General features: G+C 55.4%; 21 protein-coding genes and 1 pseudogene. 7 read left to right on the forward strand and 15 right to left on the reverse strand.

Going from position 1 to position 22,544, the window contains the following annotated elements:
* Nucleotides 1-33: 33 nt before the first annotated feature.
* Nucleotides 34-1,200 carry a metallophosphoesterase gene (locus AC1UKS_RS11285; RefSeq protein WP_482433597.1) on the reverse strand — a complete coding sequence of 389 codons (1,167 nt, stop codon included), beginning with the start codon at nt 1,198-1,200 and terminating at the stop codon, nt 34-36.
* 199 nt (nt 1,201-1,399) lie between these two features.
* On the opposite strand from AC1UKS_RS11285, the gene AC1UKS_RS11290 reads away from it, so the two are divergent.
* Entirely contained in the window at nt 1,400-2,317 is a 918-nt protein-coding gene (locus AC1UKS_RS11290; protein WP_482433598.1) for a ketopantoate reductase family protein, read from the forward strand.
* Here the strand turns inward: AC1UKS_RS11290 and AC1UKS_RS11295 are convergent.
* A complete protein-coding gene (locus tag AC1UKS_RS11295; RefSeq protein ID WP_482433600.1) occupies nt 2,302-3,171 on the reverse strand; it encodes an AraC family transcriptional regulator in 870 nt (289 codons plus the stop codon). The two genes, AC1UKS_RS11290 and AC1UKS_RS11295, sit on opposite strands and share 16 nt — an antisense overlap.
* 318 nt (nt 3,172-3,489) lie before the next feature.
* Here AC1UKS_RS11295 and AC1UKS_RS11300 point away from each other — a divergent pair, with 318 nt between their 5' ends.
* Complete coding sequence (locus AC1UKS_RS11300; RefSeq protein WP_482433602.1) at nt 3,490-4,431, forward strand: sugar phosphate isomerase/epimerase family protein; 942 nt, start codon at nt 3,490-3,492, stop codon at nt 4,429-4,431.
* 66 nt (nt 4,432-4,497) lie between these two features.
* Here the strand turns inward: AC1UKS_RS11300 and gntP are convergent, their stop codons facing one another.
* From gntP to AC1UKS_RS11320, 4 genes and pseudogenes are all read right to left on the reverse strand, one after another.
* Complete coding sequence (gene gntP, locus AC1UKS_RS11305) at nt 4,498-5,832, reverse strand: gluconate permease GntP (RefSeq protein WP_265910467.1); 1,335 nt, start codon at nt 5,830-5,832, stop codon at nt 4,498-4,500.
* A 77-nt stretch (nt 5,833-5,909) separates the two neighbouring features.
* Nucleotides 5,910-6,974, reverse strand: a complete 1,065-nt coding sequence (uxuA, locus tag AC1UKS_RS11310; RefSeq protein ID WP_482433603.1) for a mannonate dehydratase — start codon at nt 6,972-6,974, stop codon at nt 5,910-5,912.
* Nucleotides 6,975-7,114: 140 nt separating this feature from the next.
* Nucleotides 7,115-7,414 (reverse strand): aldehyde dehydrogenase family protein, encoded by a 300-nt coding sequence (locus tag AC1UKS_RS11315; protein ID WP_482436928.1) that lies wholly within the window; start codon nt 7,412-7,414, stop codon nt 7,115-7,117.
* A pseudogene (locus AC1UKS_RS11320) lies at nt 7,327-8,082 on the reverse strand (aldehyde dehydrogenase family protein). The gene AC1UKS_RS11315 and the pseudogene AC1UKS_RS11320 overlap by 88 nt, the downstream one beginning before the upstream one ends.
* Here AC1UKS_RS11320 and AC1UKS_RS11325 point away from each other — a divergent pair.
* Nucleotides 8,045-8,515: a LysR substrate-binding domain-containing protein gene (locus tag AC1UKS_RS11325; RefSeq protein ID WP_482433605.1), complete on the forward strand. Its 471-nt coding sequence runs from the start codon at nt 8,045-8,047 to the stop codon at nt 8,513-8,515. The pseudogene AC1UKS_RS11320 and the gene AC1UKS_RS11325 overlap by 38 nt on opposite strands.
* A gap of 98 nt (nt 8,516-8,613) precedes the next feature.
* Here AC1UKS_RS11325 and AC1UKS_RS11330 read toward each other — a convergent pair whose 3' ends face one another.
* Nucleotides 8,614-9,189, reverse strand: a complete 576-nt coding sequence (locus tag AC1UKS_RS11330; RefSeq protein ID WP_053143142.1) for a C40 family peptidase — start codon at nt 9,187-9,189, stop codon at nt 8,614-8,616.
* Nucleotides 9,190-9,419: 230 nt separating this feature from the next.
* The gene (locus AC1UKS_RS11335) at nt 9,420-10,928 is read right to left on the reverse strand and encodes an MDR family MFS transporter (RefSeq protein WP_482433607.1); all 1,509 of its coding nucleotides are present in this window, start codon (nt 10,926-10,928) and stop codon (nt 9,420-9,422) included.
* 82 nt (nt 10,929-11,010) lie between these two features.
* Between AC1UKS_RS11335 and AC1UKS_RS11340 the strand changes: the two genes are divergently transcribed.
* On the forward strand, nt 11,011-11,676 hold the full coding sequence (locus tag AC1UKS_RS11340) for a TetR/AcrR family transcriptional regulator (protein WP_482433608.1): 666 nt from the start codon (nt 11,011-11,013) through the stop codon (nt 11,674-11,676).
* A gap of 136 nt (nt 11,677-11,812) precedes the next feature.
* Here AC1UKS_RS11340 and AC1UKS_RS11345 read toward each other — a convergent pair whose 3' ends face one another.
* Genes AC1UKS_RS11345 through AC1UKS_RS11375 form a run of 7 tightly spaced genes read right to left on the reverse strand, consistent with a single transcriptional unit; the run spans nt 11,813 to nt 18,987 of the window.
* Nucleotides 11,813-13,348, reverse strand: a complete 1,536-nt coding sequence (locus AC1UKS_RS11345) for a sodium:solute symporter family protein (RefSeq protein WP_482433609.1) — start codon at nt 13,346-13,348, stop codon at nt 11,813-11,815.
* Nucleotides 13,345-13,650: a hypothetical protein gene (locus AC1UKS_RS11350; protein WP_265910460.1), complete on the reverse strand. Its 306-nt coding sequence runs from the start codon at nt 13,648-13,650 to the stop codon at nt 13,345-13,347. Before AC1UKS_RS11350 ends, AC1UKS_RS11345 begins: the two co-directional genes overlap by 4 nt.
* A 36-nt stretch (nt 13,651-13,686) precedes the next feature.
* On the reverse strand, nt 13,687-14,625 hold the full coding sequence (locus tag AC1UKS_RS11355; RefSeq protein ID WP_482433610.1) for a phosphotransferase: 939 nt from the start codon (nt 14,623-14,625) through the stop codon (nt 13,687-13,689).
* Nucleotides 14,622-15,551 carry a phosphotransferase gene (locus tag AC1UKS_RS11360; protein WP_482433612.1) on the reverse strand — a complete coding sequence of 310 codons (930 nt, stop codon included), beginning with the start codon at nt 15,549-15,551 and terminating at the stop codon, nt 14,622-14,624. The genes AC1UKS_RS11355 and AC1UKS_RS11360 overlap by 4 nt, the downstream gene beginning before the upstream one ends.
* A complete protein-coding gene (locus AC1UKS_RS11365; RefSeq protein ID WP_482433614.1) occupies nt 15,545-16,834 on the reverse strand; it encodes an allantoate amidohydrolase in 1,290 nt (429 codons plus the stop codon). The genes AC1UKS_RS11360 and AC1UKS_RS11365 overlap by 7 nt, the downstream gene beginning before the upstream one ends.
* Nucleotides 16,773-17,570 carry a DeoR/GlpR family DNA-binding transcription regulator gene (locus AC1UKS_RS11370; RefSeq protein WP_482433615.1) on the reverse strand — a complete coding sequence of 266 codons (798 nt, stop codon included), beginning with the start codon at nt 17,568-17,570 and terminating at the stop codon, nt 16,773-16,775. The genes AC1UKS_RS11365 and AC1UKS_RS11370 overlap by 62 nt, the downstream gene beginning before the upstream one ends.
* A 19-nt stretch (nt 17,571-17,589) precedes the next feature.
* Nucleotides 17,590-18,987: an amidase gene (locus AC1UKS_RS11375; protein WP_482433617.1), complete on the reverse strand. Its 1,398-nt coding sequence runs from the start codon at nt 18,985-18,987 to the stop codon at nt 17,590-17,592.
* A gap of 512 nt (nt 18,988-19,499) precedes the next feature.
* On the opposite strand from AC1UKS_RS11375, the gene AC1UKS_RS11380 reads away from it, so the two are divergent.
* From AC1UKS_RS11380 to AC1UKS_RS11390, 3 genes are all read left to right on the forward strand, one after another.
* Nucleotides 19,500-20,279: a PadR family transcriptional regulator gene (locus AC1UKS_RS11380; protein WP_482433618.1), complete on the forward strand. Its 780-nt coding sequence runs from the start codon at nt 19,500-19,502 to the stop codon at nt 20,277-20,279.
* 36 nt (nt 20,280-20,315) lie between these two features.
* Complete coding sequence (locus AC1UKS_RS11385; RefSeq protein WP_482433619.1) at nt 20,316-21,716, forward strand: M24 family metallopeptidase; 1,401 nt, start codon at nt 20,316-20,318, stop codon at nt 21,714-21,716.
* 174 nt (nt 21,717-21,890) lie between these two features.
* Nucleotides 21,891-22,544: a DUF3313 domain-containing protein gene (locus AC1UKS_RS11390; protein WP_265910452.1), complete on the forward strand. Its 654-nt coding sequence runs from the start codon at nt 21,891-21,893 to the stop codon at nt 22,542-22,544.

Raw genomic sequence — 22,544 nt, forward strand, 5'->3', positions numbered from 1 at the left:
GGATCCTGCCTGGAGAGCCAGGGCATTCAGCCTTTACTCACTGGCGAGGGCCACCCTCTCGGGGACAACGTCTTTCGCGGGCTCGCTGCGGCGGGCTTTTAAGGTGATCAACGTCAGTTCCGAAGGACGTCCAAGTCTTAGCGCCATGCCCGGCCACAGACCGGTACCGTTGTTGACGTAAAGCGTCATCCCCTCCACGTCATAAAATCCCGAAACAAAGCCCCCGTTCGCCGGTGCAAAGAACCGATCGAGCCCGGCAATCAATCCGCCGTGCGTATGGCCAGAGAGCTGCAGCTGAACACCGCGTGCCGCGGCCTGGCGGGCATTTCTCGGCTGATGATCCAGCAGGATAATCGGCGCGCCGACCGGAGCATTTTCCAGCGCCTGATCGAGATCGGATGAGGTGGAAGAACGGTTGCTGGCGGACAGATCGTTAACGCCGGCCAGCAGCAGCTTCGCACCGTTGCGGTTGATCACCGCATGCTTGTTCGGCAGCGACTTCATGCCCAGCTGGATCAGGTGTTCCGTCCATTTTTTCTGTTCAAAGAAATATTCATGGTTGCCGGTGATCACATACACACCATCCGGCGCGCTCAGGTCACGCAGCGGTTCAACATCTTTCCGGCGATTGTTAACGGTACCGTCAATCACATCGCCGGTGATCGCAATCAGATCGGCGCCCAGTCCGTTGGCTTTTTTCACCACGGCCGCTGACCAGCTTGCCGGAAACAACCGGCTGATGTGCATATCGGTCAGTTGCACAATCTTGTAGCCCTCAAACTCGGCCGGCAGACCGCTGACTTCCACGGTGATGTTTTTCACCGGCGGCACCCGTATCGCCTGATGCACGCCATACGCCGAAAGCACCACGGCAATCAGTCCGATGGCGTAACGGTAGCCCGGCTGAATGGCGATTTGGTGCTGAACGATCAGCGAAATCAGCGCGACCACATCGGTGGCGATCTGCATCAGCGCAATCAGGAAGATGGCGCAAAACGCCCAGTTAAACAGAATGACGATAAAACGCGGCATTTCCGGCGCAAACACGCTGCCTGACGAAAAGCGGCAGAAAAGATGGTACTGAGAAGCGATAAGCAGCAACAGCGCCGTTGCCAACCGGACGGACAGTGGCCAGGGCATTGGGCCAATAAAACGCGTAATAACGTACAGCGAAGGCAAACTGAAAATCAGGTGAAACATGGAACTGCTCCTCAGTGAAAGACGATACCCGTAATACCGGCTGAATGGCACGGCGGCAGCCGGACTCGCCAGACTACGCGACAATCCGGGGAATAGCAGCACACAGCGTGCTCAGATGAATGAAACATTTCTCTGCTGGCAACGCCTGCCGACGCGTTTTAAGGTAGGGGCTCTCTTGATGACTTAACAGGATCACACAATGCGTATTCTGGTGGTGGGTGCCGGAGCAACCGGCGGCTATTTTGGTGGACGTCTGGCGCAGGCCGGTCGTGATGTAACCTTTCTGGTACGCGAACGTCGCCTGCAGCAGTTGCAGCAAAACGGGCTGATATTACAAACGCCCCGTGAAACCGAGACGCTGCATCCGCAGTTGACCCAGGCCAGCACGCTCAACGGGCCGTTTGATTTGATTATCCTGACGGTCAAAAGTTTCGGCCTTGAACAGGCCATGCAGGATATCGCGCCGGCGGTCGGGCCTGCGACGCTTGTCATGCCGATCCTCAACGGCATGCGCCATATTGACACCCTGCGCGATCGCTTTGGCAAAAACAATGTGATTGGCGGCCTGTGCAAAATCAACGCCACGCTGGGACCCAATGGTGAAGTGGTGCAAATGACGCCGCTGCAGCAGATTTATTATGGCGCGCTGGATGGCAACAATGACGCGCGTCTGCAGCGGGTCGATGCGGCGTTAAGCGATTGCGGCTTAGAGACGATTTTCAGCGATGACATTATCAGCGAGCTGTGGGAAAAGTGGCTGTTGCTCAGCACGCTGGGCGCGGTCACCTGCCTGTCACGCGGCAACACCCAGCAGATCCTGCGGTCACACGGCGGCGAAGCGCTGTTGCAGGGCGTGTTCAGCGAGATCCTCGCGGTCATCAGCGCCGATGGCTATCACCCTCGCCCGGCAGTGACCGCCAAAATTTACGCCATCCTCAGCAACCCTGACACGCCGATGACCTCGTCGATGTACCGCGATTTGAGCCAGGGCTATGACATTGAGTCAGACCAGGTGATCGGGGATTTGCTGCTGCGCGCGGCAAGGAACAGCGTCAGCACGCCGCTACTGAACGCGGTAAACGTCAATTTGCAGGTTTATCGTCAGGCCTTAGCCTGACCGGTTAGCCAGTATTTTTTATATTTGGCGGGTGGGATCCCCACCATATTATTAAATATGCGGTGAAAGTTATTCACGTTATCGTAACCCACCGCATTCGCCACTTCCGTCACACCCAGTTCGGTACTGAGTAATAAGTTTTGCGCCTCACCTATTCTGCGACGGCTCTGATAATGCTTGGGCGAGTAGCCTGAAAAATCCTTAAAGACATGGGCCAGATAAAATGGACTCATATTGATGGCGGCGGTAATCGATTTCAGGTCGATATCCTCTTTATAATGATCGTCAATATAATCTTTGATGCGCTGCCCCAACAATACTTCCGTGGTGTCATCAAGCGCTTTATTTTCGATCCACAGGCTGCGGCAAAGCAGTAACAATACGTTCAGCAGATTGTTGCCGATGTCCGCACCATACAGCTTTTTAGCGCTGACGTGCCGCCACATTTGCTCAAAAAGATGACGGATCTCTTCGTAACACTCACCACTGGGCATCACCGCACTTTGCGAACGTGGCGTCAGAACGTTAAGCGGCAAGCCTTCAATTTTCAGCTGCTCAACACCACAGCTGTACATCAGCAGATCGTCTGACGCATGTGGGTTTTCATCATGCAACACGCCGACATTGAACAGCATCAGGTCACCGCATTTGACCTGATAACCGCGTCCATCAATGTTGTAGCTTCCCGCCCCTTCAACCACAAACATCAGTTCAAAACGCTCGTCATGCTTGTGCATTATCCTCGGTTTTGCAGCTTCTTTACCCTGGTGTTTGCAGATGAACATCAGCCGGGGACGACTGTCATGGGCAAAACCGCCTGATGTAGGGTGTTGGTTACTGCAAAAAGTCAGCATGGCGCCTCCGCTGAGTTTGTCGCTATTCTTGCGGCCTGTTGTACGACTCATTTTGCGTGTTATTTAAAACCACGCAACTGATTTCCTGAATCCCGTCGCGTTATCTTTTTTTGGCCCATTTTTCGCTTATTTCGCTTCTCTCCATTCTTGCTATGTCAACGCGTTAAAATGTAACTGGGATGACCGTCACGGCTATTTCGTTTTTTGTATTCAGATAATCGATCTTCAGCACAGTCTGAAATCACGCTTTTCGCCGCTGCGTCGCTTTCATTCATCTCTCTGTTATAACGATGCTCTGACTCTGAATAAGGACATGTTATGAAACTCGCCCTCTGTACCGACGTTCTGGCTGATTTATCGTTTGAGAAAATGTTGGATAAAGTTAAAAGCTACGGCATTACCGGCGTTGAAATGACGGCCGGCGGCTGGTCGCCCTGCCCGCATGTCAACACTGAAGAACTGCTCACCTCGGCAGAAAAGCTCGACCAGTTTCGTCACGCGCTTGCCCAACGTGACATGGAGATTGTTGCCCTTAACTGCTCAGGAAATCCTTTAGCGCCGGGTGAACTGGGCGAGCAACATACGCAAAGCAGCTATCGTACCGTCGAGCTGGCAGGCAAGCTGGGTGTTAAAAAGATCGTGATGATGAGTGGTTTGCCCGGCGGCGGACCGGAAGATCGCATACCCAACTGGATCACCTCCACCGTTTCCTGGCCGGGCTATATGCCCGGAGTGATTGATTATCAGTGGAACAAAGTGGCTATCCCGTGGTGGAAGAAATTTGTCGCCCATGCCAGAGAGCACGGCATTGAGCAGATCGCAATTGAGGAGTTCCCTTGCCAGCTGGTGTTTAATCCATCGACCTTACTTCGTCTGCGGAAGGCGGTCGGCGAGATGATCGGGATGAATCTCGACCCCTCGCACCTGATTGCCATGGGCGCCGATCCGATTGCTGCAGCGCGCAAGCTAGAGGGTGCGGTTTACCATGTGCATGGCAAAGATGCGCGCATCGAACGCGGGCTGGCCGACATCGATGGGCTGATGGAGTATCAGCCGGTGACCAACACCAAAACCCGCACCTGGAACTATGTTGCGGTGGGTTGTGGCCAGGATCTGTGCTGGTGGAAAGAGTTCTTTTCGGTGCTGCGTATGACCGGCTACGACGGCTATGTTTCGCTGGAGATGGAAGATCTGACCATGAGCGTCGAGGCGGGGTTACAAACGTCGATTGATGCGCTGAACGCCACGCTCAGCCGTTAAGCGGACGGGATGATAATGACGCAACCCCATCTGCAGCAGGGGTTGCGTCTTCAGAACGGACGGGGGTCAGTGGATCCACAGGCTTAACAGCAGCACCATTCCCAGGCCGACCACCGAGTTAATCAACTCCAGCAATCCCCAGGTCTTAAAGGTATCTTTCATCGAGATGCCAAAGGTCTCCTTAAACAGCAGGAAACCCCCGTCGTACATCAGCGTAATGGTGTTACTGCCGCAGGCTACGGCCAGCACCATCAATGCCGGGTTAAGATGGAAGGCACCGACCATCGGCGCCACAATCCCGGCGGAGGTAATGGCGGCCACCGCGCCCTGTCCGGTCAGGATGCGAATGACGGCGGTGATCAGCCAGGCAATCACAAACGGTGAGAACGGCACGCTGCTCATCACGTGGACAATGCTGTCGCCAACGTCGGAATCAATAATCACCTGTTTGAGTATCCCGCCGGCGCTGATCACAAACAGCACGTTAGCGATCTGCGAAATCGACAGGCTGACGTTATTTGTTACGGCGTCCGCGGTCATCCCACGTCGGATACCGAGGAACCAGATGGCGGTACAGGTGGCAATTAACATGCTGATTTCCGCACTGCCGAGGAAAGCACATAGCTGGGTCAGCAAAGTCCCCTTGCCGGCCAGCGGCTTAATTATTGATGCCAGAATCATCAAAATAGCCGGGATCAGCGGCACCATAATGCTGGTTTTAAACGAAGGCAGCGACTGCGGATCTAACTCGGCAACGGGTTTAATCATCGAATTGAGCGGGATGTTTTTAATGCCCGGCAGGAATTTAGGCAGCAGGATCCCGGCACAAAACAGCGCAGGTATAATCACCAGCACGCCATACAGATAGACCTGCGCGATATCGGCATTAAAGGCACTGATGAGTGCCACCGGTCCCGGTTGCGGCGGGAACAGGCTGTGTCCCATTGTTGCACCAACCACCGTCGGGATCACCAGCTTCATATAGGGGATGTTGGCTTTTTTAGCGATGTTCATCACCAGCGGCATAGCGATCAGGAAGGCCACTTCGTAAAACATGGCGATACCGAAGATGACCCCGATAAACATCAGCCCGACGCTCAGATATCGCGTGCCACAGCGCCGGATTACCGTGTCGGCAATTTGCTGGCTGGCACCGGATTCGGTCATAAACTTACCGATCACCGCACCGAAGATAATAATCAGCGCCAGGTGGCCCATAATACTGCCGATACCCTGCTGTACCGTGGAGACAATCTTATCTAGCGGGATCCCCTCTAAAATCGCCACCAGCACGCCGGCAATCAGCAGCGAAAAGATATTATGAAATTTATATTTGAGATTCAGTACGACTAATAACGCAATCCCTAGCAGAACCCATGTAAGTGATAATATAGGTGACATAATGATCCCTCATAATGATGTTATCTATCTTTAAGCCGACACCGAGAAATAGCGGGGAAAGCTCCCCGCTGGAGAGGTTATTTACTGCTGACGGCTTCCCACAAGCCAAGAAGATAGGTCACGCCTAATGCACGATCGTACAAACCATAGCCAGGACGACCGGTCTCGCCCCAGATAAAGCGGCCATGATCCGGACGGATATAGCCATCAAAGCCATTGTCGTGCAGCGACTGAATGACCTTCAGCATATTCAGGGAACCGTACTGAGTGGGATGGGCCGATTCGTAGAAATCCTTGTCCTGAATGATTTTGATGTTGCGGACATGGGCAAAGTGAATGCGCTTACGACGCGAAAACTCAGCCAGAATGCCGTACACGTCGTTCGCCGGATCTTCCGCAATGGAGCCGGTGCAGAGCGTGATGCCGTTTGCCTCGGAATCGACCGCATTACAGATCCAGTCCAGATCGTCGCGGTTTTTCACCACGCGCGGCAGGCCGAAAATGGAATACGGGGGATCGTCCGGGTGGATCGCCATCTTCACACCGACTTCTTCACACACCGGGATCACCGCTTTCAGGAAGTAGGCCAGATTTTCACGCAGCTTAACGTCATCAACGTCTTTGTACTGGGCAAAAAGCTCCTGCACTTTACCCAGACGCTCCGGTTCCCAGCCTGGCAAGGCAAACCCGTTGGAATTTTCCAGAACCTCTTTCACCACCTCTTCCAGACTCTTGTCGATGCCCTTCTTCTCGAAGGCCATGGTCAGGGAACCGTCTGGCAGCACGTAGTTCATATCGGTCTTCATCCAGTCAAATACCGGCATGAAGTTATAACAAATCACCTTCACACCCGCTTTGGCCAGATGACGAATGGTTTGCTGATAGTTGGCGATGTAACGGTCACGGCTGGGCAGGCCAATCTTGATGTCGTCATGAATATTCACGCTTTCGATCACTTCCATCGTCAGACCTGCGGCCTGAGCCTGACCCACCAGCGCGGTAATCTTATCTTCCGGCCAGACTTCACCGACGGCAACATCGTACAGTGCCCCAACCACGCCTTCCACGCCCGGTACCTGACGGAAATACTCCAGGGGGATTTTGTCCTGCTCCGGACCGAACCAACGCATCGTCATTTGCATGATAAATTCTCGCTATACTGTTTATCTTGTATGGTAGCCTACCATCGCAGTATAAACAGATAGCCAGCAATTGGGTTGATGGCCGTCACAGAATGAATTGTTGTCCCGGAAAATAGGCCAGCGACGGCTCCCAGACAGCATTAATGCTGCTGCCCGGTCATCAGCACATATTTCACCTGCACATATTCCTCAATCCCATAATGTCCGCCTTCACGCCCGTAGCCCGAATGCTTGATGCCGCCAAAGGGAACCGATGCGGTGCCGACCGAGCCGGAGTTCATGATGATCATCCCCGCCTCCAGCTGTTTCGACAGGCGGAAAGCGCGGCCAAGCTGGTTGGTCCAGGCATACGTCACCAGGCCATATTCGGTGTTGTTGGCGCGACGGATGGCTTCTTCCTCGGTTTTAAAGCGATACAGGGCGAAAACCGGGCCGAAAATCTCGGAAGCGTGGCATCGTCGAAGACGATAAATGGCGCATTGCCACCCAGTTCCAGGGTCATTTTTTTCAGCGTGGTGCCGCACTTTCTCGCGAGGATCTTTCCAACGCGGGTCGAACCGGTGAACGACACCCTATGGATGTGCTCGTCGCGGGTAAAGGCTTCGCCAATCGCTTGCGGATCGCCGGTGACCATTTCAAAAACCCCGGACGGAATACCGGCTTCGCGCGCATATTCCAGTAACTTCCACGCCGTCAGCGGCGTCTCTTCTGCCGGTTAAATCACCATGGTGCAGCCCGCTGCCAGCGCGGTGGCCACTTTGCGGGTGATCATCATAAAGGGGAAATTCCATGGCGTAATGGCGGCCGTCAGGCCAACCGGCTCCGAGGCATTGGCATCGTGCGATGGAATGGTGTCGCCATACACCCGATGCGCTTCCTCGGCATACCATTCAATAAAGCCCAGGCCATATTCGATTTCGCCCAGTGCTTCGCTCAGGCATTTGCCATTTTCTCTGACCATCAGTTCGGCGAACACGCGTTTATCGGCACGCACCAGGTCATACCAGCGGCGCAGGATATCGCTGCGTTGTTTAGCGGTTTTTAGCGCCCATGCCGGAAAGGCTTCACAGGTGCGGTCGATCGCCTCAACGACCTCTGTCGGGCTCATTAACGGCGACTGGCCGCAACTCCATGCCACCGCCTTAGTCGGCAACGTGCTGGTTCCGGTCTGTCGACCGACGCCGGGCAGAAAAGAAAGTTTCCGGCCCGACAGCCTGAATAAACACACCTTGTTAAGCGTGCGCGGAAGACCGGATGACTGGCAGATTTGGGGAGAGGCGTTCGGCGTCGACCTGAAGCAACAGAGCAGGCGTGAACTGGAAAGCTCTGCGCTGGCGTATCAGGCGGCGCTTGAAGGTCAGGGAATTGCTCTGGCGCAACGGGTGCTGGTTGAAAGCGAGTTGCAGGCCGGTTCGCTGATCGCCATGGAAGCGCACCAGGTTGACTGCGGCAGGCTGACCTACTATCTGGTGTGGAAAGAAAACAGTCTGAAGGAAGCCAGTTTACGGCGACTGGAAAAGTGGCTTAGCAGAAATGGCTAATGGGTTAACGTCCCCGGTTTGACCCACCGGGGAAATCGTCAGGACGGCGGCCAGGTGATAATTACGCCACGATCCGGCGATGGATAAATCGTTGTCAGCTATTTACTGGCAAGAAAGAGATTTTTCTTATCGCTATTAAACGAAATTTCCGCCCCAACTTCTTTTTTTAGCCGGCGCGCCTGGTAATAAACCGATTTCCAGTACGGATTATCCAACGACGAACGCATCACGCCATTACTGACTGACGCATGCAGGAACTGATCCTGCGTATCATAAAAACCCACATGCAGCTCATTATGAATCCGGAAAAATACCAGGTCGCCGGTTTGCAGTTGATTTCTTGCGACCGGCTTACCCATTTCAATCAGCTCTTTGGTGGTTACCCGGTCCATTGGAATATTGAAGCGATCCTTCAAGGTGCGCCAGACAAACCCGGAACAGTCAACGCCCTGCAGATTGGTGCCGCCCCAGTGATACGGCGTGCCCTGCCAGGAGTGCATTTGATCGTGTAAAGCGGCGAGCACCGGAATCAAATCGGGTTGCTCCGCCGTGTTACTATTTTGCTGTTCATTATTATCTGCAACGTCACGGCCAGAATCATGTTTCGATGAACATCCCGCAATGACGATAAAGGCGAGAGTGAACAGATTCTTGAATGTGAATAAATGTTTCATTAATACGGCCGCAGGGAGAGATAAAAGATAACAACTTATACCGTATATAATTATCCGACTAAACAGCCAGTGTTAACTATCCCCCTCACCTTACTTATCTTTACAAAACTTCCCTGCCGACAAAATAACACCGGGTAACGTTCAGGGGTGAAATTGCACTTATTTCCCCTGACCGCCCCCTTATTAACATCATCGCGCTGTGCTTATTTCCCCGGTCAAGCCCCCCTCACCTATTCGCGACGAAGCGGCGCTTCAGGCAGCAACCAGGATAAAACAAAGGCGAGGATCATCACGCACATCGCCATTAAAAATGCCGCATGAATGGCATCCCCAAACGCCAGCAGATAGTCATGGTGAATGGCCGTCGGCAAGTGCTGTATCGCTTTGGGATCCATGCTGCGCGGCAATTCTGTTCCTTCAGGTATCAGACGTTCCAGCCCGGACTTCAGCACCTGACTGAATACCGTGCCAAACAGCGCCACGCCAATCGAGCCGCCCACAGAGCGGAACAGCGTCACGGATGAGGTCGCCACGCCAAGCAAATGCGGCTCCACGGTGTTCTGCACCACAATCACCAGCACCTGCATCACCATGCCCAGCCCCATTCCCATCACGCAGGTGAACAGATAAAGATGCCAGGTGGGCGACTCGGTGGAAATGGTGGTCAGCAGTCCCATACCGATACTGGCCAGTAAGGTGCCGGCAATCGGGAAGATGCGATACTTACCGGTGCGGCTAATGATGCGTCCACTGATGATTGACGTCAGTAATAACCCGCCCATCAACGGCAACAGCTGCATCCCCGCCTGGGTGGGCGTTGCCTCTTTCACTATCTGCAAATAGAGCGGCAGGAAGGTCACGCTGCCGAATAAAGACATGCCGATAATAAAGCCGATCAGGCTCGACAGCAGGAAGCTGCGCTCGCGAAACAGCCGCAGCGGGATAATCGGCTCTGAGGCCAGCCGCTCTTCGTGGATAAAGCCAATCACGCCGACGATGCCAAACGCCAGGATGCACCATAACGCGGGATCGGACCAGGCTTTCACCGAGCCGCCTTCGCTGGTAAACAGCGTGATGCCCACCAGCGCCATGCTGAGATAAAAGGCACCCAGCACATCTATCTCATGCTGTTTGCGCTTGCCGCCGGGCTTCAGCACCAGGCCAATAATCACCAGCGCCAGCAGCCCCAGCGGCAGATTGATATAGAAAATCCAACGCCACGACATATGCTGGACGATAAAGCCGCCGGTTAACGGCCCGATCACCGTGGCCAGACCAAACACGCCGCCGAACAGCCCCTGATAACGTCCCCGCGTGGCGGGTGGCACCACATCGGCCACCGCCGCCATACTGACCACCATCAGCCCGCCACCGCCAAGTCCCTGAAGCGCCCGGGTCAACACCAGCTGATCCATATTTTGCGCCAGCCCGCACAGCGCCGATCCCAGCAGGAACAACACGATCGACAGCTGCAGTACCGGCTTACGACCGTAAAGATCGCCGAACTTACCGTACAGCGGCACCACGACCGTGGAGGCCAGCGTATAGGCCACCACCACCCAGGTGAGCTTATCCAGCCCGCCCAACTCGCCAACGATGGTCGGCAGTGCCGTTGAAACAATGGTCTGGTCCAGTGCTGCCAGCAGCATGACCAGCAGTAACGCGCTAAACAGCAGACGCAAAGAAGGCTCTTTGGTCTGCACGTCAGGTTGATTTAATGAAGTGGATTCTGAATCCATGAGATGACTCGCTTGTAATTAATTAAATGCACAATTAATATTTACCGCAAAGCTTAACATGAACGCAACAGGCAGGTAAAAAATGTCCGCACTGAAAGCAAATTCTGGCGCTAAGCCGCTGAAAACTGGCCCACGTAAACCAGGCCGCCCTCGCGGCGGTGCGATTAACGTCGAACAGCGCGATCACCTGCTGGATATTGCGCTGCATCTTTTTGCCCAACAGGGCATCGCTGAAACCTCGATGAACGCCATCGCCCGTAACGCCGGTGTCACGCCGGCGATGATGAATTACTACTTTCACTCCAGAGAAGCCCTGCTCGATATCATTATCGAAGAGCGTTTCCTGCCGGTGCGCAGTCGTATTTTTGCGGTTTTTGTCGCCAACGCTGACGCACCGATGCTGGCGATTGAACAGATGGTCAGGGAACTGGCGTCCACCGCGCAGCGCGACAGCTGGTTTGCCCCTCTGTGGATGCAGGAAGCGGTCAGTGACAACTCGCCCATACGCCTGCGCATCCAGGAAAAATTTGGCAAAGAAGCGCGAATTAAAATCCTCAGCATTATGGACGGCTGGAAACAGCAGGGAAAAATCAACGCGCAGATCAATACGGTGCTGTTAATGAGTTCTCTACTCAGCCTGGTACTGGTGCCGTTGGTTCAACTTCGGCCAGGTGATGATGATGCCACCCGTGAAGCGATTGTCCAGCATGCGCTTGCCCTGCTGTGCAAAGGGATTTCGCCGGAGTAACGCCGCTGAGATTAAGGTCGGATTTCTGCGCACCACATTATCAGAAGCATTCACTGTGATGAAATACTCCTTCCCGTCTGAAGGGATCATTAACCGCTTCCCCTAGAAAAAAGGCGGCTTGCGCCGCCCTTCGGGGTTAACTCATCAGCGGTTTCACCGCCGGTTGGGTTTGCCGTTGCCCGTCGGCCAGCGCGAACAGCGCGTCCACCCGGGCTTTCTCCTCTGCAGACGATTTAATCATCACGCCACAGACCATAAACACCAGCACGTTACCCGCCAGACCGACAATGCCGCTGGTCAAAGAACCCAGCGCCGGAATGTCATCCGGGTAGAACACGGTCAGCACGATGGCGATCACAATGCCGGTCAGCATGCCCATCAACGCGCCCTGCTTGTTGCCAAAACGGCTGAAGATGCCAAAGAACAACGGCACGGCCAGCTGGATAATGCCCTGATAGGAGATCTGCGCCAACAGTTGCAGACGTGAGTAGTTAAAGGTCAGGTAAGCCAGCACGGCTGCCGCGACAATAAAGACCACCATGCCTGACTTTGCCAGCACCGTGAGCTGACGGTCGCTGCGCGGTTTATTCCAGGTTGCCAAATCATTGGCGAACTGTGTGCCACACACCTGCACACAGCCATCGACGTGACCGATACTGGCGGCCAGCACAATCACCAGCGCCAGACCCAGTAGCCACGGGCCGCCGTGGGTGAACAGTGCGGTAAAGAAGCCCTGCTGCGGATTAGCCTGCACGCCCGGATCCTGACTGATGGCGGTGGCGAACAGCATCAGGATGGCGTAGAAACCGCCCACCAGCAGAATGGTCAGCAATGTCCCCTTCTTCACCGCCTTAATGCCGCTGGCGGTGTAAATACGCTGGAAACTCATCGGCCAGCACATTGAACCGACCACACCGGTGAAGATCAGGCTGAACATATACCAGCTACCATAATGACTGCCTTCCGCACCCGGGATCTGCAACATCGCCGGTGGCAGACTGGAGAGCTGGGTGAAGCCGTGCTCGCCACCGCTAAACAGCAACCAGACGCAGACCAGTGACCCCAGCCCGTAGGCCACAATGCCCTGATACATGTCGGTCATAATCAGACCGCGCATACCCATATTTACTGTCCAGTACTGACGCACCAGAATCAGCACCACGCCAGCGATCAAACAGGTGGTCACGCTCCAGCGGCCAAAGCTGGCGAAATCCACCAACAACGCCAGCGCCTGGATGCCCATCACTACCCACGGGAACACGCAGATGATGCCGATAATCGAGGCCACGCGTTTTACCGCCGGGCTGTTAAAGCGCATACCGAGCAGGTCTGGCTGGGTAGTCAGATTAAAGTGCTGGCCCCATTTCCAGGCACGTCGCGCCATCAGATACATCGCGGTGACGCCCAGTGTGGAATACACCGCGCCATAAAAGCCAATCACGCCGCTAACCGACATGGCAAAAAATGCCGTAAAGGTCGCGCCCGGCCACCAGGAGTTGGTATAGCTCATGGCGATATACCATGGACCGTAAGAACGCCCGCCGACGGCATAATCAGAAAACGAGGTGCTCTTCTGATTGGTGGCGTACAACACGGCAATCATAATCGCCAGGAACAAACCAATCAGACCAAAGGTAATAAAATAATGGGGTTCAACGGCGGACATATTCATAGCACTTCCTCATCTTCAGGAATTTCCCCGAAAGCACATTCAGCCAGATACATCACCCATAACCCAAGCCCTAAAAACACGGCAATGGCTAACCAGTAAACGATGGGTAATGGGATACCTGCGACCAATGCACTGCTGCCGCTGACGCTTAAATATAATGGCGGAAATAACGCCAGTAATGCTAAGACCAGCAGGTAAACGGCAAAGATTTTATTCTTTAAACTGATTAACGAACGCTTTTGTGGCGTCATTATAATGGAACTCATAACCACCTCCGGTTCAGGATATTTATGGTTTTGCATTCCCTTACCTGCTGATAAACAGCGATTCCCCTGGGCTTAAACCGCGCGCAACCAGTTCTCCCAGTCAGGATGGTTGAGCACGCTGCGGGCGCGGAGTGTTTTCCACGCACCGTATTTGGAAAAATCAAAATCGATATCCGCCACCTGATGCTGAATAATCGCCCAGGTTGACCACTTCATATCGGCGAGAAACTTGTGTATTTGCACCCGGGCATAACAGGCGTGTTCCAGCTGGCCAAAATAATCCTCCAGCAGTTCACGCTCAATTTCCGGGGTGAAAAACATTTCGCCAAACCATAAAGCCAGTTCATAACACCGATCGTTATTCGAGGCATATTCAAAATCGACCAGCCGGATATCCCCGCCGGCGTTCAGCATAAAATTCCCCGCCAGGGTGTCGTTCATACAGGGCACCATATCCAGCCCGGCCGCTTCAAGCGCGGATTGGGCGCGCTGGCTCTGCTTGTGCAGCCATACCGCATCGGCGGAGAAGGTTGCCCCCAGCGACGTCACCTGACCGATATGCTCATCCAGCATATCGAATACGGTTTTGCTCTCCGCCAGCAGCGAGCGATCGTTAAAGCTTTTCAGCGCAAGCAGCGCCTTATGACGCACGTCACGCTGCTGGAAATCCTGGTTCGATGAGGGACGCCAGCCTTCCATAAATTCAAAAATCTCCACGCCCTGTTCGCGTAAATAGGCGAACACATGAGCGCCATAACCGGTTTCCGCCGCCTTGAGGCTGGCTTCATGGGCGGTGTCGCGATTGATAAATCGCTCGGTGCCTTCGCCGGGGATTTTTACAAAATAGGCGGTCGGCGCACCGGCCACTTCCACCCGCCAGTTGGCGTTAGAAATGCCGCCACTGACCGGACGATAAAGAATGTCTGCGCTCTGCCATTGCGGCACCACGGCCAGCGCCTGCTCCAGCCGCTGCTCCTGCCAGCTTTGCGCTTCGCCTGGACGTTTCATCATGCTGCACTCCCCGCCACAAGGGCTAACCAGCGTTCAAGGCGCGGATCGGCGGCACTTTGCCGACAGCGCAGTAAGGTCCACTGACCCACTTTGGTAAATTCCAGGCCGCGGGAGCTGGTGTGACCACTCCAGAATCCCCACAGCGTCCAGTAATAGCTGTCGATCAATGCATACAGGCGGCAACGTGCATGATCTGCTTCGCTGCACTCGCCGCGCCAGGCGCGGATCGCCTCCCGCCACTGGTCATCGAACGGCAGACGCTCATGCAGCAGAACCGCAATGTCGTACCAGGCATCCCCCTGCGCGGCGTGATCGAAGTCGAGCAGTTGCCATTCGCCCAAATCGTTAACCAGCCAGTTGCTGGCAACCGGATCGCCATGAATCAACACCGGGGAATAAGGGTGCTCATTCAGTGCCTGCCAGGCAAGGTCGACGCATTCCCCCAGCCAGCGCAGCTCGTCCGGCAATCTCACGTTGTCACGCTCGCAGCATTCACGCAGCTTTTGCAGCGCATCGTGACGCGTGGGCAACGGCACGCTAATTTCATGTAGCTGGTCGAGGATCTGCGTCAGCTTGTGGAAATGCTGTGGCTGAGTCAGCTGGTCCAGCGTCGCCCAATGCCAGCGGTCATCCAGCGCGGCAAAGATCACCACGCCCTGTTCGCTATCGGCATGGATCAGCTGTGGCGCCAGGCCCAGTTCAGCGGCTGCGCGGCTGGCGACCACCGTGTGTTCAATGTTGATCAACGGCTTTTGATCCTCATGCAGGACTTTGGCGTAAAAGTGCTGACTGCCCTTCTGCACCTTAAATCCCGCCCACTCGGTCGCCACGCGATGCGGTGAAGCGACCCCGGCGGTGCCGGGGTCAATCACCCATTCGGCGTCAGGCTGCCAGGCGCTGAGAGCCTGTTCTAATCGGCTTAGCATGGTGTTACCTCATCAGCGGCATCGGGATGCAGGCAAAGATCGGCCAGCAGCGCCAGCAGGAGATCTAAACCCCGGTGTAAATCATCCTGCCCGGTAAATTCGTTTTCGTTGTGCGACAGCCCGTTATGGCTGGGGACAAACAACAAACAGCTTGGGCAGTGATAGCTCAGGCTGACCGCATCATGCCCCGCAACCGTTTGCATCAACATCGCGCTGAGTCCCAACCGTTCGGCCTGTGCCAGCGCACGTTGACCCAGCGGCGCACTCAACTGCTGGCGCGGCCGAAACAGCGAAGATACAAGGCTGACATCCGTTGCCGTTTCCTGCGCAATGCGCTGTAGCGTTTCGGCAAAGCTGTCGCCGGTCATTTTCAGTAAGGCTTCGTCCGCTGAGCGAAATTCGAGATACAGCGTCGCTTCCGACGTCACCACATTGGGCGAATTTGGGTAGGTTTCCAGCCGGCCAACGGAGGTATGCAACGCCAGCCCGTGCTTATTGGCTTCCTCACGCACCGCAACGATGGTTTTTGCCGCCGCCAATAGCGCATCGCGACGGCTGGCCATTAACGACGGGCCGGTGTGATTTTGTTCGCCCCGGAACGCCACCTGCCATTTCAGCGCGGCCCAGGTCTCGCTGACCACGCCAACCTGCTTTTGCTGTCGCTCAAGATGTGGGCCCTGTTCCACGTGGATTTCCACGTAGGCCGCCAGCGGCAGTTCGGGCAATGTCTCGCCACGGTAACCAATGCTGTGGAGCGCGTCACCCAGGGTGATGCCCTGCGCATCGGTACAGGCCAGCCCGTCCTCCAGCGTGGTGGCGCCAGTAAATACGGCACTGCCAATCAGGCTGGGTTGGAAACGCGCGCCCTCTTCGTTGGTCCAGTTCACCACCGCCAGATTACGCTGCGCGTCGCCCTTCTTTAGCTGCCGGGCCAGGCTGCTGATCGCCACGGCTCCGGCCGTTACGCCATAAGCCCCATCGAACCGGCCGCCGGCGGGCTGACTGTCCAGATGCGAACCGCAAAGTAGCCAGGGCGCGCCCGGACATAAGGTCATCAGGCCAAACACATTGCCAATCTGATCAACGTGGACACTGAAGCCCTGCTGTCGCAGCCAGTGGCAAAACGCGTCGCGCATCGCACCATCTTCCGCACTTGCCGTCAGTCGGTGTAAACCACCGGCTGGCGTGGCACCGATGGCACTGCTTTGCGCAAACAGCGCATCAAAGGCCTGATAATCGTTTGGCATCATCCGCGGCCACGCCGGGATGGAGGATATTGACATGGGCTTTCTCCAGACTTGCGACAAAACTTGCCGGTGGTGGCGCATTGGTCACCAGCGTATCCACGCCGCTAAACGGCAGCGTGTTAACAAAGGTACGCAGACCAAATTTCCCCTCATCCGCCAGGATTACGCTCTGGCGACAGTGTTGGCTCAGTACCCGACGCAGCAGCGCTTCGGGCTCTTCGTAATCCATAAAACCCTTGCTCAGATCGACCGCGCCGATCCCCATAAAGGCAATGTCGTAATGAAACTGTTGCGCAAACGCCAGCGTGTGCGGGCCGATCAGGGCATTGTCATTACGACGCACCCGACCCGGCACCACGGTCACCACATTGTCACTTTGCTGGGTCAGCAGGCTGCCGATATCCAGCGAGTTGGTGAACACCTTGAGCCGCGAGAATTGCGTCAGCTGTTGCGCCAGTGCCAGGGTGGAGGTGCCGGTATCCAGAAACAGCGCCATACCTTCATCAACTAATTCACAGGCCAGTTGCCCCATGCGCACTTTGGCGCGGGGTTTGATGCGGCTGCGGATTTGCAGCGGCTGCTCTTCACTCGGCACCGGCAAAATGGCTCCACCATGTACGCGGCGTAACACACCCTGTTCTTCCAGATACTTCAGGTCACGGCGGATGGTTTCTTCGGACACCACAAAGCGCTGAGCCAAATCGGTAACGCGCACCCGCTTATCGCTGCTCAACACCCGCTTAATTTCATCCAGTCTCGGCTGATTAATCATGATTTCCCTTCTTTTGCTATCAGGCCTGCGGCGGCAGATGCTGCGCCCAGGGCAGTAAGTCTTCTATTGCTGCGCAGAATTGCAGCACATCGCCTTCGGCGTATCGACGGCCAATCACCTGCAACCCCACCGGCAACCCCTGCGAAGTCATGCCGCACGGGAGGGTGGCTGCCGGATTGCCGGTCAGGTTGAACGGCCAGGTAAACGGCGTCCAGCGCGCCCATTCCACGCCGCTATCGCCTTCAGGCTGATCTGCCGGCGTCTGGCGATCGGCGGCAAACGGCTGCACTGGCAGAGTTGGCATCACCAGCAGGTCAATGTCTTCAAACAGGGCGTGCACGCTATTGGCAAAGGCCGCACGCTGTTTCTGCGCGCTGAGGTAATCGGCCAGTCCGATGCTTTTAGACCGCTCAATAAGCGTCGCAAACCCCGGATCGAGCAGGTCCATCTGCTGATGCAACGCCGCGCCGTAGGCCACGCCTCGTCCTCCGGTCCACAGCGTATTAAAGGTTTCAAACGGGCTTTCCCAATTGAGCTGAATGGGGATCAGCTCAACCGGCAAACCCTGCGCGATTTTTTCTACGGCCAGCTCAACCTGCGTGGCAATTTCCGCATCGACCGGCGTGTTGAACATCGTGGCGGCATACGCCACCCGAAAGCGTGGCAATGGCCGATCGCAGCGTTCCAGCCAGCATTCGTTTTTTTCCGGCAAAGCCTGATGATCGCGGGCGTCAGGACCGGAAAGCAGATCGAACAACAGGGCGCTGTCACGCACGGTACGGGTCAGCGGCCCGGCATGGCTGAGCATTTCGGTGGCAGACCACGGCCAGGTCGGAATACGTCCGAGCGAGGCTTTCAGGGCAAACAGGCCGCAAAACGCACCGGGAATACGGACCGACCCCCCGCCATCGGAACCCAACGCGCCCGGAACCAGATGTGCCGCCACGCTGATGGCCGAACCAGAGCTGGATCCGCCGCTGGTCAGCGCGGTATTCCACGGATTACGTCCGTGACCAAACACGCGTGAGTAGCTTGAACCGGTCCAGCCAAATTCCGTGGTGGCGGTTTTGCCCAGCAGGATCGCCCCTGCGGCTTTCAGTCGGGTAACGATCGGGGCATCACTGTTCGGGACATTTTCCAGCGAGGTTAGCGACCCTTTGGTGGTGCGCAGTCCTGCGGTGGAAAACAGATCTTTAATGCCGAACGGCACGCCATGTAACGGACCGCGCCAGTGCCCCTCCGCCGCCTCACGATCGCAGGCCTCTGCCTCGCGCAACGCCGCCTGTTCAAATACATCGCCAAAGGCATTCAATGTGGAATTGTGGGTTTTTATTCGCTGCAGACAGAGTTCCACCAGCGAGACGCTGCTGCGCTCACCCTGGCGAATTTGCTTCGCCGCCGTCAGGACATCCGGCATTAATTCTCTGTGCTTACTGTATCCCTGCTGCATCACTTCACCCTGACCTTCATGAATGTTGATGAAATGATAGTGACGACTGTCGCCGCGACGTGCAAGCCCGGTTTTTGTTGCTAATGTGGGATATGTGGAGTTTATTCCATGCCGGTGATAGGAAAAAATGATGGGAAGTTTTGGTTTGAATCGCTGGTTTTTTGCCCTGCGACAGCCGAATATTTCATTATTGTCAGCGCGTGCCTGCAATTGCCACCGCTATCCCTGGGAGGCCAGTTAAATTGCAAAAAACGCCCTCCGCACTCTCCGAGGCCCTCACAGCCGCGTGGTAATAATAAAGTCATATACCTGATTTCCACCCTGCGCATTCCCCTTTTTCACCGTCACCGACTGCCGGCCAAAATGAACATAACGTGCGCAATGCCGATCGCTGCCTGTTGCTATTTCCTATCGTAAGATATAAAACTAGCACTATCTTACGATACAGTCGTAAGATATCTTTCAATCAGGAGAACCTTATGTTTAAAGAAATGTTTAATGACCGCCGTGGCGGTCGCCACCCTGCGCACTCCCAGTCACAGGACCGTCGCAGTGAGTGTTTCCAACAGGCTGAGAGCCGTGAAGAGGCGCTGGCGATGATGTTTGACCAGTGGCGTGACGCGATGCGCAGCGGACATCACCACCATCGTGGGCGTCATGATGCGTCTGGTGAGCGTCATTTTGATCGCCGTGGCGATCGTCATGATGGGCATCGCGGCGGGCACCGTGGCGGCAGAGACGACGCAGGTCATCGCGATCGCCCTTCTTTCCTGCGTGGCCGCAAGTTTGGCGCGGATGAATTGCAGTTACTGTTGTTGTCCTTGCTAAAAGAACAGGCCAGCTACGGTTATGAGCTGATCAAGATCCTGACCGACAAGAGCGGTGGCTTTTATACGCCAAGCCCAGGGGTAATTTATCCGGCCCTGACCTACCTTGAAGATGTGGGCTTTGTGACCGTGCAGCAGGAAGGCAACCGCAAACGCTATGCGATTAATGAGCAAGGCGAAGCGCATCTGGACGAAAACAAGGCGGTGGCTGATGCCCTGATTGCCAAGCTGGCCCTGTTTGCCAGCCAGAGTGATTCCGTCAGTCAGGCGATGTTCGAACACCGCCAGCCGTTTTCACCGGAGTTGACCCAGGCCATCCACAATTTGCGCAGCCAGCTGCATGCCTGTCACGACAGTGATGAGGACACGCAGCGCAAGGTTGCAGAAATTCTGCAGGCGACGCTGGTACAAATGCAGTCCATTGGCCGTTAAGGTAACGATGTTAATTCGAAAACATTGAGGTTGAGGATGAATCAGTCCCCTGTCCGTTATGAGCTTACGTCTGTCCCGCCACCAAAGCGCTTCTCCAATGCAAAATCGCCCGTAATCAGCGATGAGGCGATGCGTCAGCGGCTGCAGAATATCCTGCTGGCCATGCAGCAGCATCGGCTTGATGCCATTGCGATCTATGCCGACAAAGAGCATGGCGGGAATTTCGAATACCTCGCCGGATTTATTCCGCGCTTTGAAGAAGCCTTGCTGATCCTCACGGCGCAGGGCGAACTGACTTACGTGATGGGAAACGAGAATCTGAAACTGGTTCCCCATGCGCGCAACGGCGGCAAATGCCTGCACGCACCGGCCTTTTCCCTGCCTAATCAACCAATGGATAACGACGCGCCGTTAGTGGTTGTGCTGCTGCAGGCCGGCCTCCACAGCGGAAGCCAGATCGGCGTGGTCGGCTGGAAATTATTTACCAGCCAGTTGCGCGATACGCGTTATACCTTCGACGTGCCGTCGTTTATCGTTGAAGCCATTATCGACGCCGCAGGCGAGCGGAAAAATGTGGTTAACGCCACCTCGCTGTTTATTTCACCTGAGTATGGCGTGCGCCGGATAAATACCGCCAGCGAAATCGCTTTTTATGAGTATGGTGCCAATCTGGCTTCCACCAACGTACTGGCTGCGCTTGAGCAGATTGAACCCGGCAAAACCGAGAAGCAGATTGGTCAGCTGTTGGCGGCGGATGGCCAGCCGAATAGCGTCATTACCATCGCCGCCACCGGCGACCGGTTTGCCAATGCAGGCTTATACCCCACGGATAAAGCGATTCAGGCCGGGGATAAGTTCTCGATGACCGTCGGCTTTAAGGGCGGGCTGACCAGCCGTTCCGCCTATGTGGTGGCGGCGGAAAATGAACTGCCTGCGGCAGTGGCGGATTACCTGCCGGCGTTAGCCATTCCCTACTATCGTGCGGTGACCCGCTGGCTGGAAGCCCTTCGCCCTGGCCTGACGGGCGGCGAGCTTTATCAGGTGGTCGAAGAAGCCATGCCGAAGGCGAAATGGCAATGGCATTTAAATCCGGGTCACCTGGTGGCGGATGAAGAGTGGCTCTGCTCGCCGGTTTACCCGGATTCAACGATCGCGCTTGAGAGCGGCATGATTTTTCAGATCGACATTATTCCGTCACTGCCTGGCTATGGCGGTTGCAGCATTGAAGATACCGTTGCGCTGGCGGATGCGGAACTGAGAGAAGAACTGCAAAGCCAGTATCCAGACGTCTGGCAGCGGATGGAAACCCGCAAACGCTATCTGCGCGATGTGCTGAATATCATGGTATCTGAGGATGTCATCCTGCTGTCCAACACCGTCGGTTATCTGCGCCCTTTCCTGCTGGATAAGACACGGGCGCTGGTCCGGCAACCCTGATCGCTCCGCCAGCCACATCCTCTGTGGCTGGCGTTAACCGCCTTCCTCACGTTAACACCACGCAACATCCTCTTGACACTTCCTCACAATCCATGCATAACTAAACCGTACAGTTCAGTTATAGGTTAAGTTTATCCACTAACCTTTCTCTCTCCTTTCTCCAGGGCCGAAAAAATGATCAGATCTTCGACTGTTGCCTTACTCACCGTGGCTGTTTTTCTGACCGGTTGTGCGAGCACACCACCCGCCCGCTATGCCGGGATAGATTCCGCCGCGCGGCTGACACCCAATACGGGCGATGAAGCGGATCGCATTCCGTTTAAGTACAGCACGCAGGTGGACTGGAATCAGTACAGCACCATGATTGTTGAACCAGTGACGATTTATCAGGGTGCTGATGGCCAGTTTGGCGATATGTCGCCAGCCGATCGCCAACAGCTGGCGACCTATATGAAGGATAAATTCACCGCCAGTCTTCGTGCGCATTATCAGGAAACCACCGTGGTTGCGCCGAAAACCTTGCGGATAAAACTGACATTGACCGGAGCGGATACCACCACCCAGGTCGTGGGTACCTTCACCAAATTCGATCTGGCAGGCGGCCCGTACAATATCGTGCAGTCTGTTCGCGGTGGCCGGGGCATGTTCAGCGGCTATGTCGACTATGCGGTCGAAGTTTACGATGCGCAGAGCAATACATTACTGACTGCCTGGGTTGCCCGTCAGTATCCCAATGCCATGAACATCTCCGCAACGATTGGCTCGCTTAGCGCGGCCAAAGTCGGTATCGACAAAGGGGCCGATGAATTAGCGAATACGTTGAAGTGA

It is taken from the genome of Erwinia sp. AK-PDG3-5, from assembly GCF_056821705.1.

Excerpts from the sequence above, each read along its gene's own strand:
- AC1UKS_RS11285 (WP_482433597.1), bottom strand. The coding sequence starts at position 1,200 with ATGTTTCACCTGATTTTCAGTTTGCCTTCGCTGTACGTTATTACGCGT.
- AC1UKS_RS11290 (WP_482433598.1), top strand. The coding sequence starts at position 1,400 with ATGCGTATTCTGGTGGTGGGTGCCGGAGCAACCGGCGGCTATTTTGGT.
- AC1UKS_RS11295 (WP_482433600.1), bottom strand. The coding sequence starts at position 3,171 with ATGCTGACTTTTTGCAGTAACCAACACCCTACATCAGGCGGTTTTGCC.
- AC1UKS_RS11300 (WP_482433602.1), top strand. The coding sequence starts at position 3,490 with ATGAAACTCGCCCTCTGTACCGACGTTCTGGCTGATTTATCGTTTGAG.
- gntP (WP_265910467.1), bottom strand. The coding sequence starts at position 5,832 with ATGTCACCTATATTATCACTTACATGGGTTCTGCTAGGGATTGCGTTA.
- uxuA (WP_482433603.1), bottom strand. The coding sequence starts at position 6,974 with ATGCAAATGACGATGCGTTGGTTCGGTCCGGAGCAGGACAAAATCCCC.
- AC1UKS_RS11330 (WP_053143142.1), bottom strand. The coding sequence starts at position 9,189 with ATGAAACATTTATTCACATTCAAGAATCTGTTCACTCTCGCCTTTATC.
- AC1UKS_RS11335 (WP_482433607.1), bottom strand. The coding sequence starts at position 10,928 with ATGGATTCAGAATCCACTTCATTAAATCAACCTGACGTGCAGACCAAA.
- AC1UKS_RS11340 (WP_482433608.1), top strand. The coding sequence starts at position 11,011 with ATGTCCGCACTGAAAGCAAATTCTGGCGCTAAGCCGCTGAAAACTGGC.
- AC1UKS_RS11345 (WP_482433609.1), bottom strand. The coding sequence starts at position 13,348 with ATGAATATGTCCGCCGTTGAACCCCATTATTTTATTACCTTTGGTCTG.
- AC1UKS_RS11350 (WP_265910460.1), bottom strand. The coding sequence starts at position 13,650 with ATGCAAAACCATAAATATCCTGAACCGGAGGTGGTTATGAGTTCCATT.
- AC1UKS_RS11355 (WP_482433610.1), bottom strand. The coding sequence starts at position 14,625 with ATGATGAAACGTCCAGGCGAAGCGCAAAGCTGGCAGGAGCAGCGGCTG.
- AC1UKS_RS11360 (WP_482433612.1), bottom strand. The coding sequence starts at position 15,551 with ATGCTAAGCCGATTAGAACAGGCTCTCAGCGCCTGGCAGCCTGACGCC.
- AC1UKS_RS11365 (WP_482433614.1), bottom strand. The coding sequence starts at position 16,834 with ATGTCAATATCCTCCATCCCGGCGTGGCCGCGGATGATGCCAAACGAT.
- AC1UKS_RS11370 (WP_482433615.1), bottom strand. The coding sequence starts at position 17,570 with ATGATTAATCAGCCGAGACTGGATGAAATTAAGCGGGTGTTGAGCAGC.
- AC1UKS_RS11375 (WP_482433617.1), bottom strand. The coding sequence starts at position 18,987 with ATGCCGGATGTCCTGACGGCGGCGAAGCAAATTCGCCAGGGTGAGCGC.
- AC1UKS_RS11380 (WP_482433618.1), top strand. The coding sequence starts at position 19,500 with ATGTTTAAAGAAATGTTTAATGACCGCCGTGGCGGTCGCCACCCTGCG.
- AC1UKS_RS11385 (WP_482433619.1), top strand. The coding sequence starts at position 20,316 with ATGAATCAGTCCCCTGTCCGTTATGAGCTTACGTCTGTCCCGCCACCA.
- AC1UKS_RS11390 (WP_265910452.1), top strand. The coding sequence starts at position 21,891 with ATGATCAGATCTTCGACTGTTGCCTTACTCACCGTGGCTGTTTTTCTG.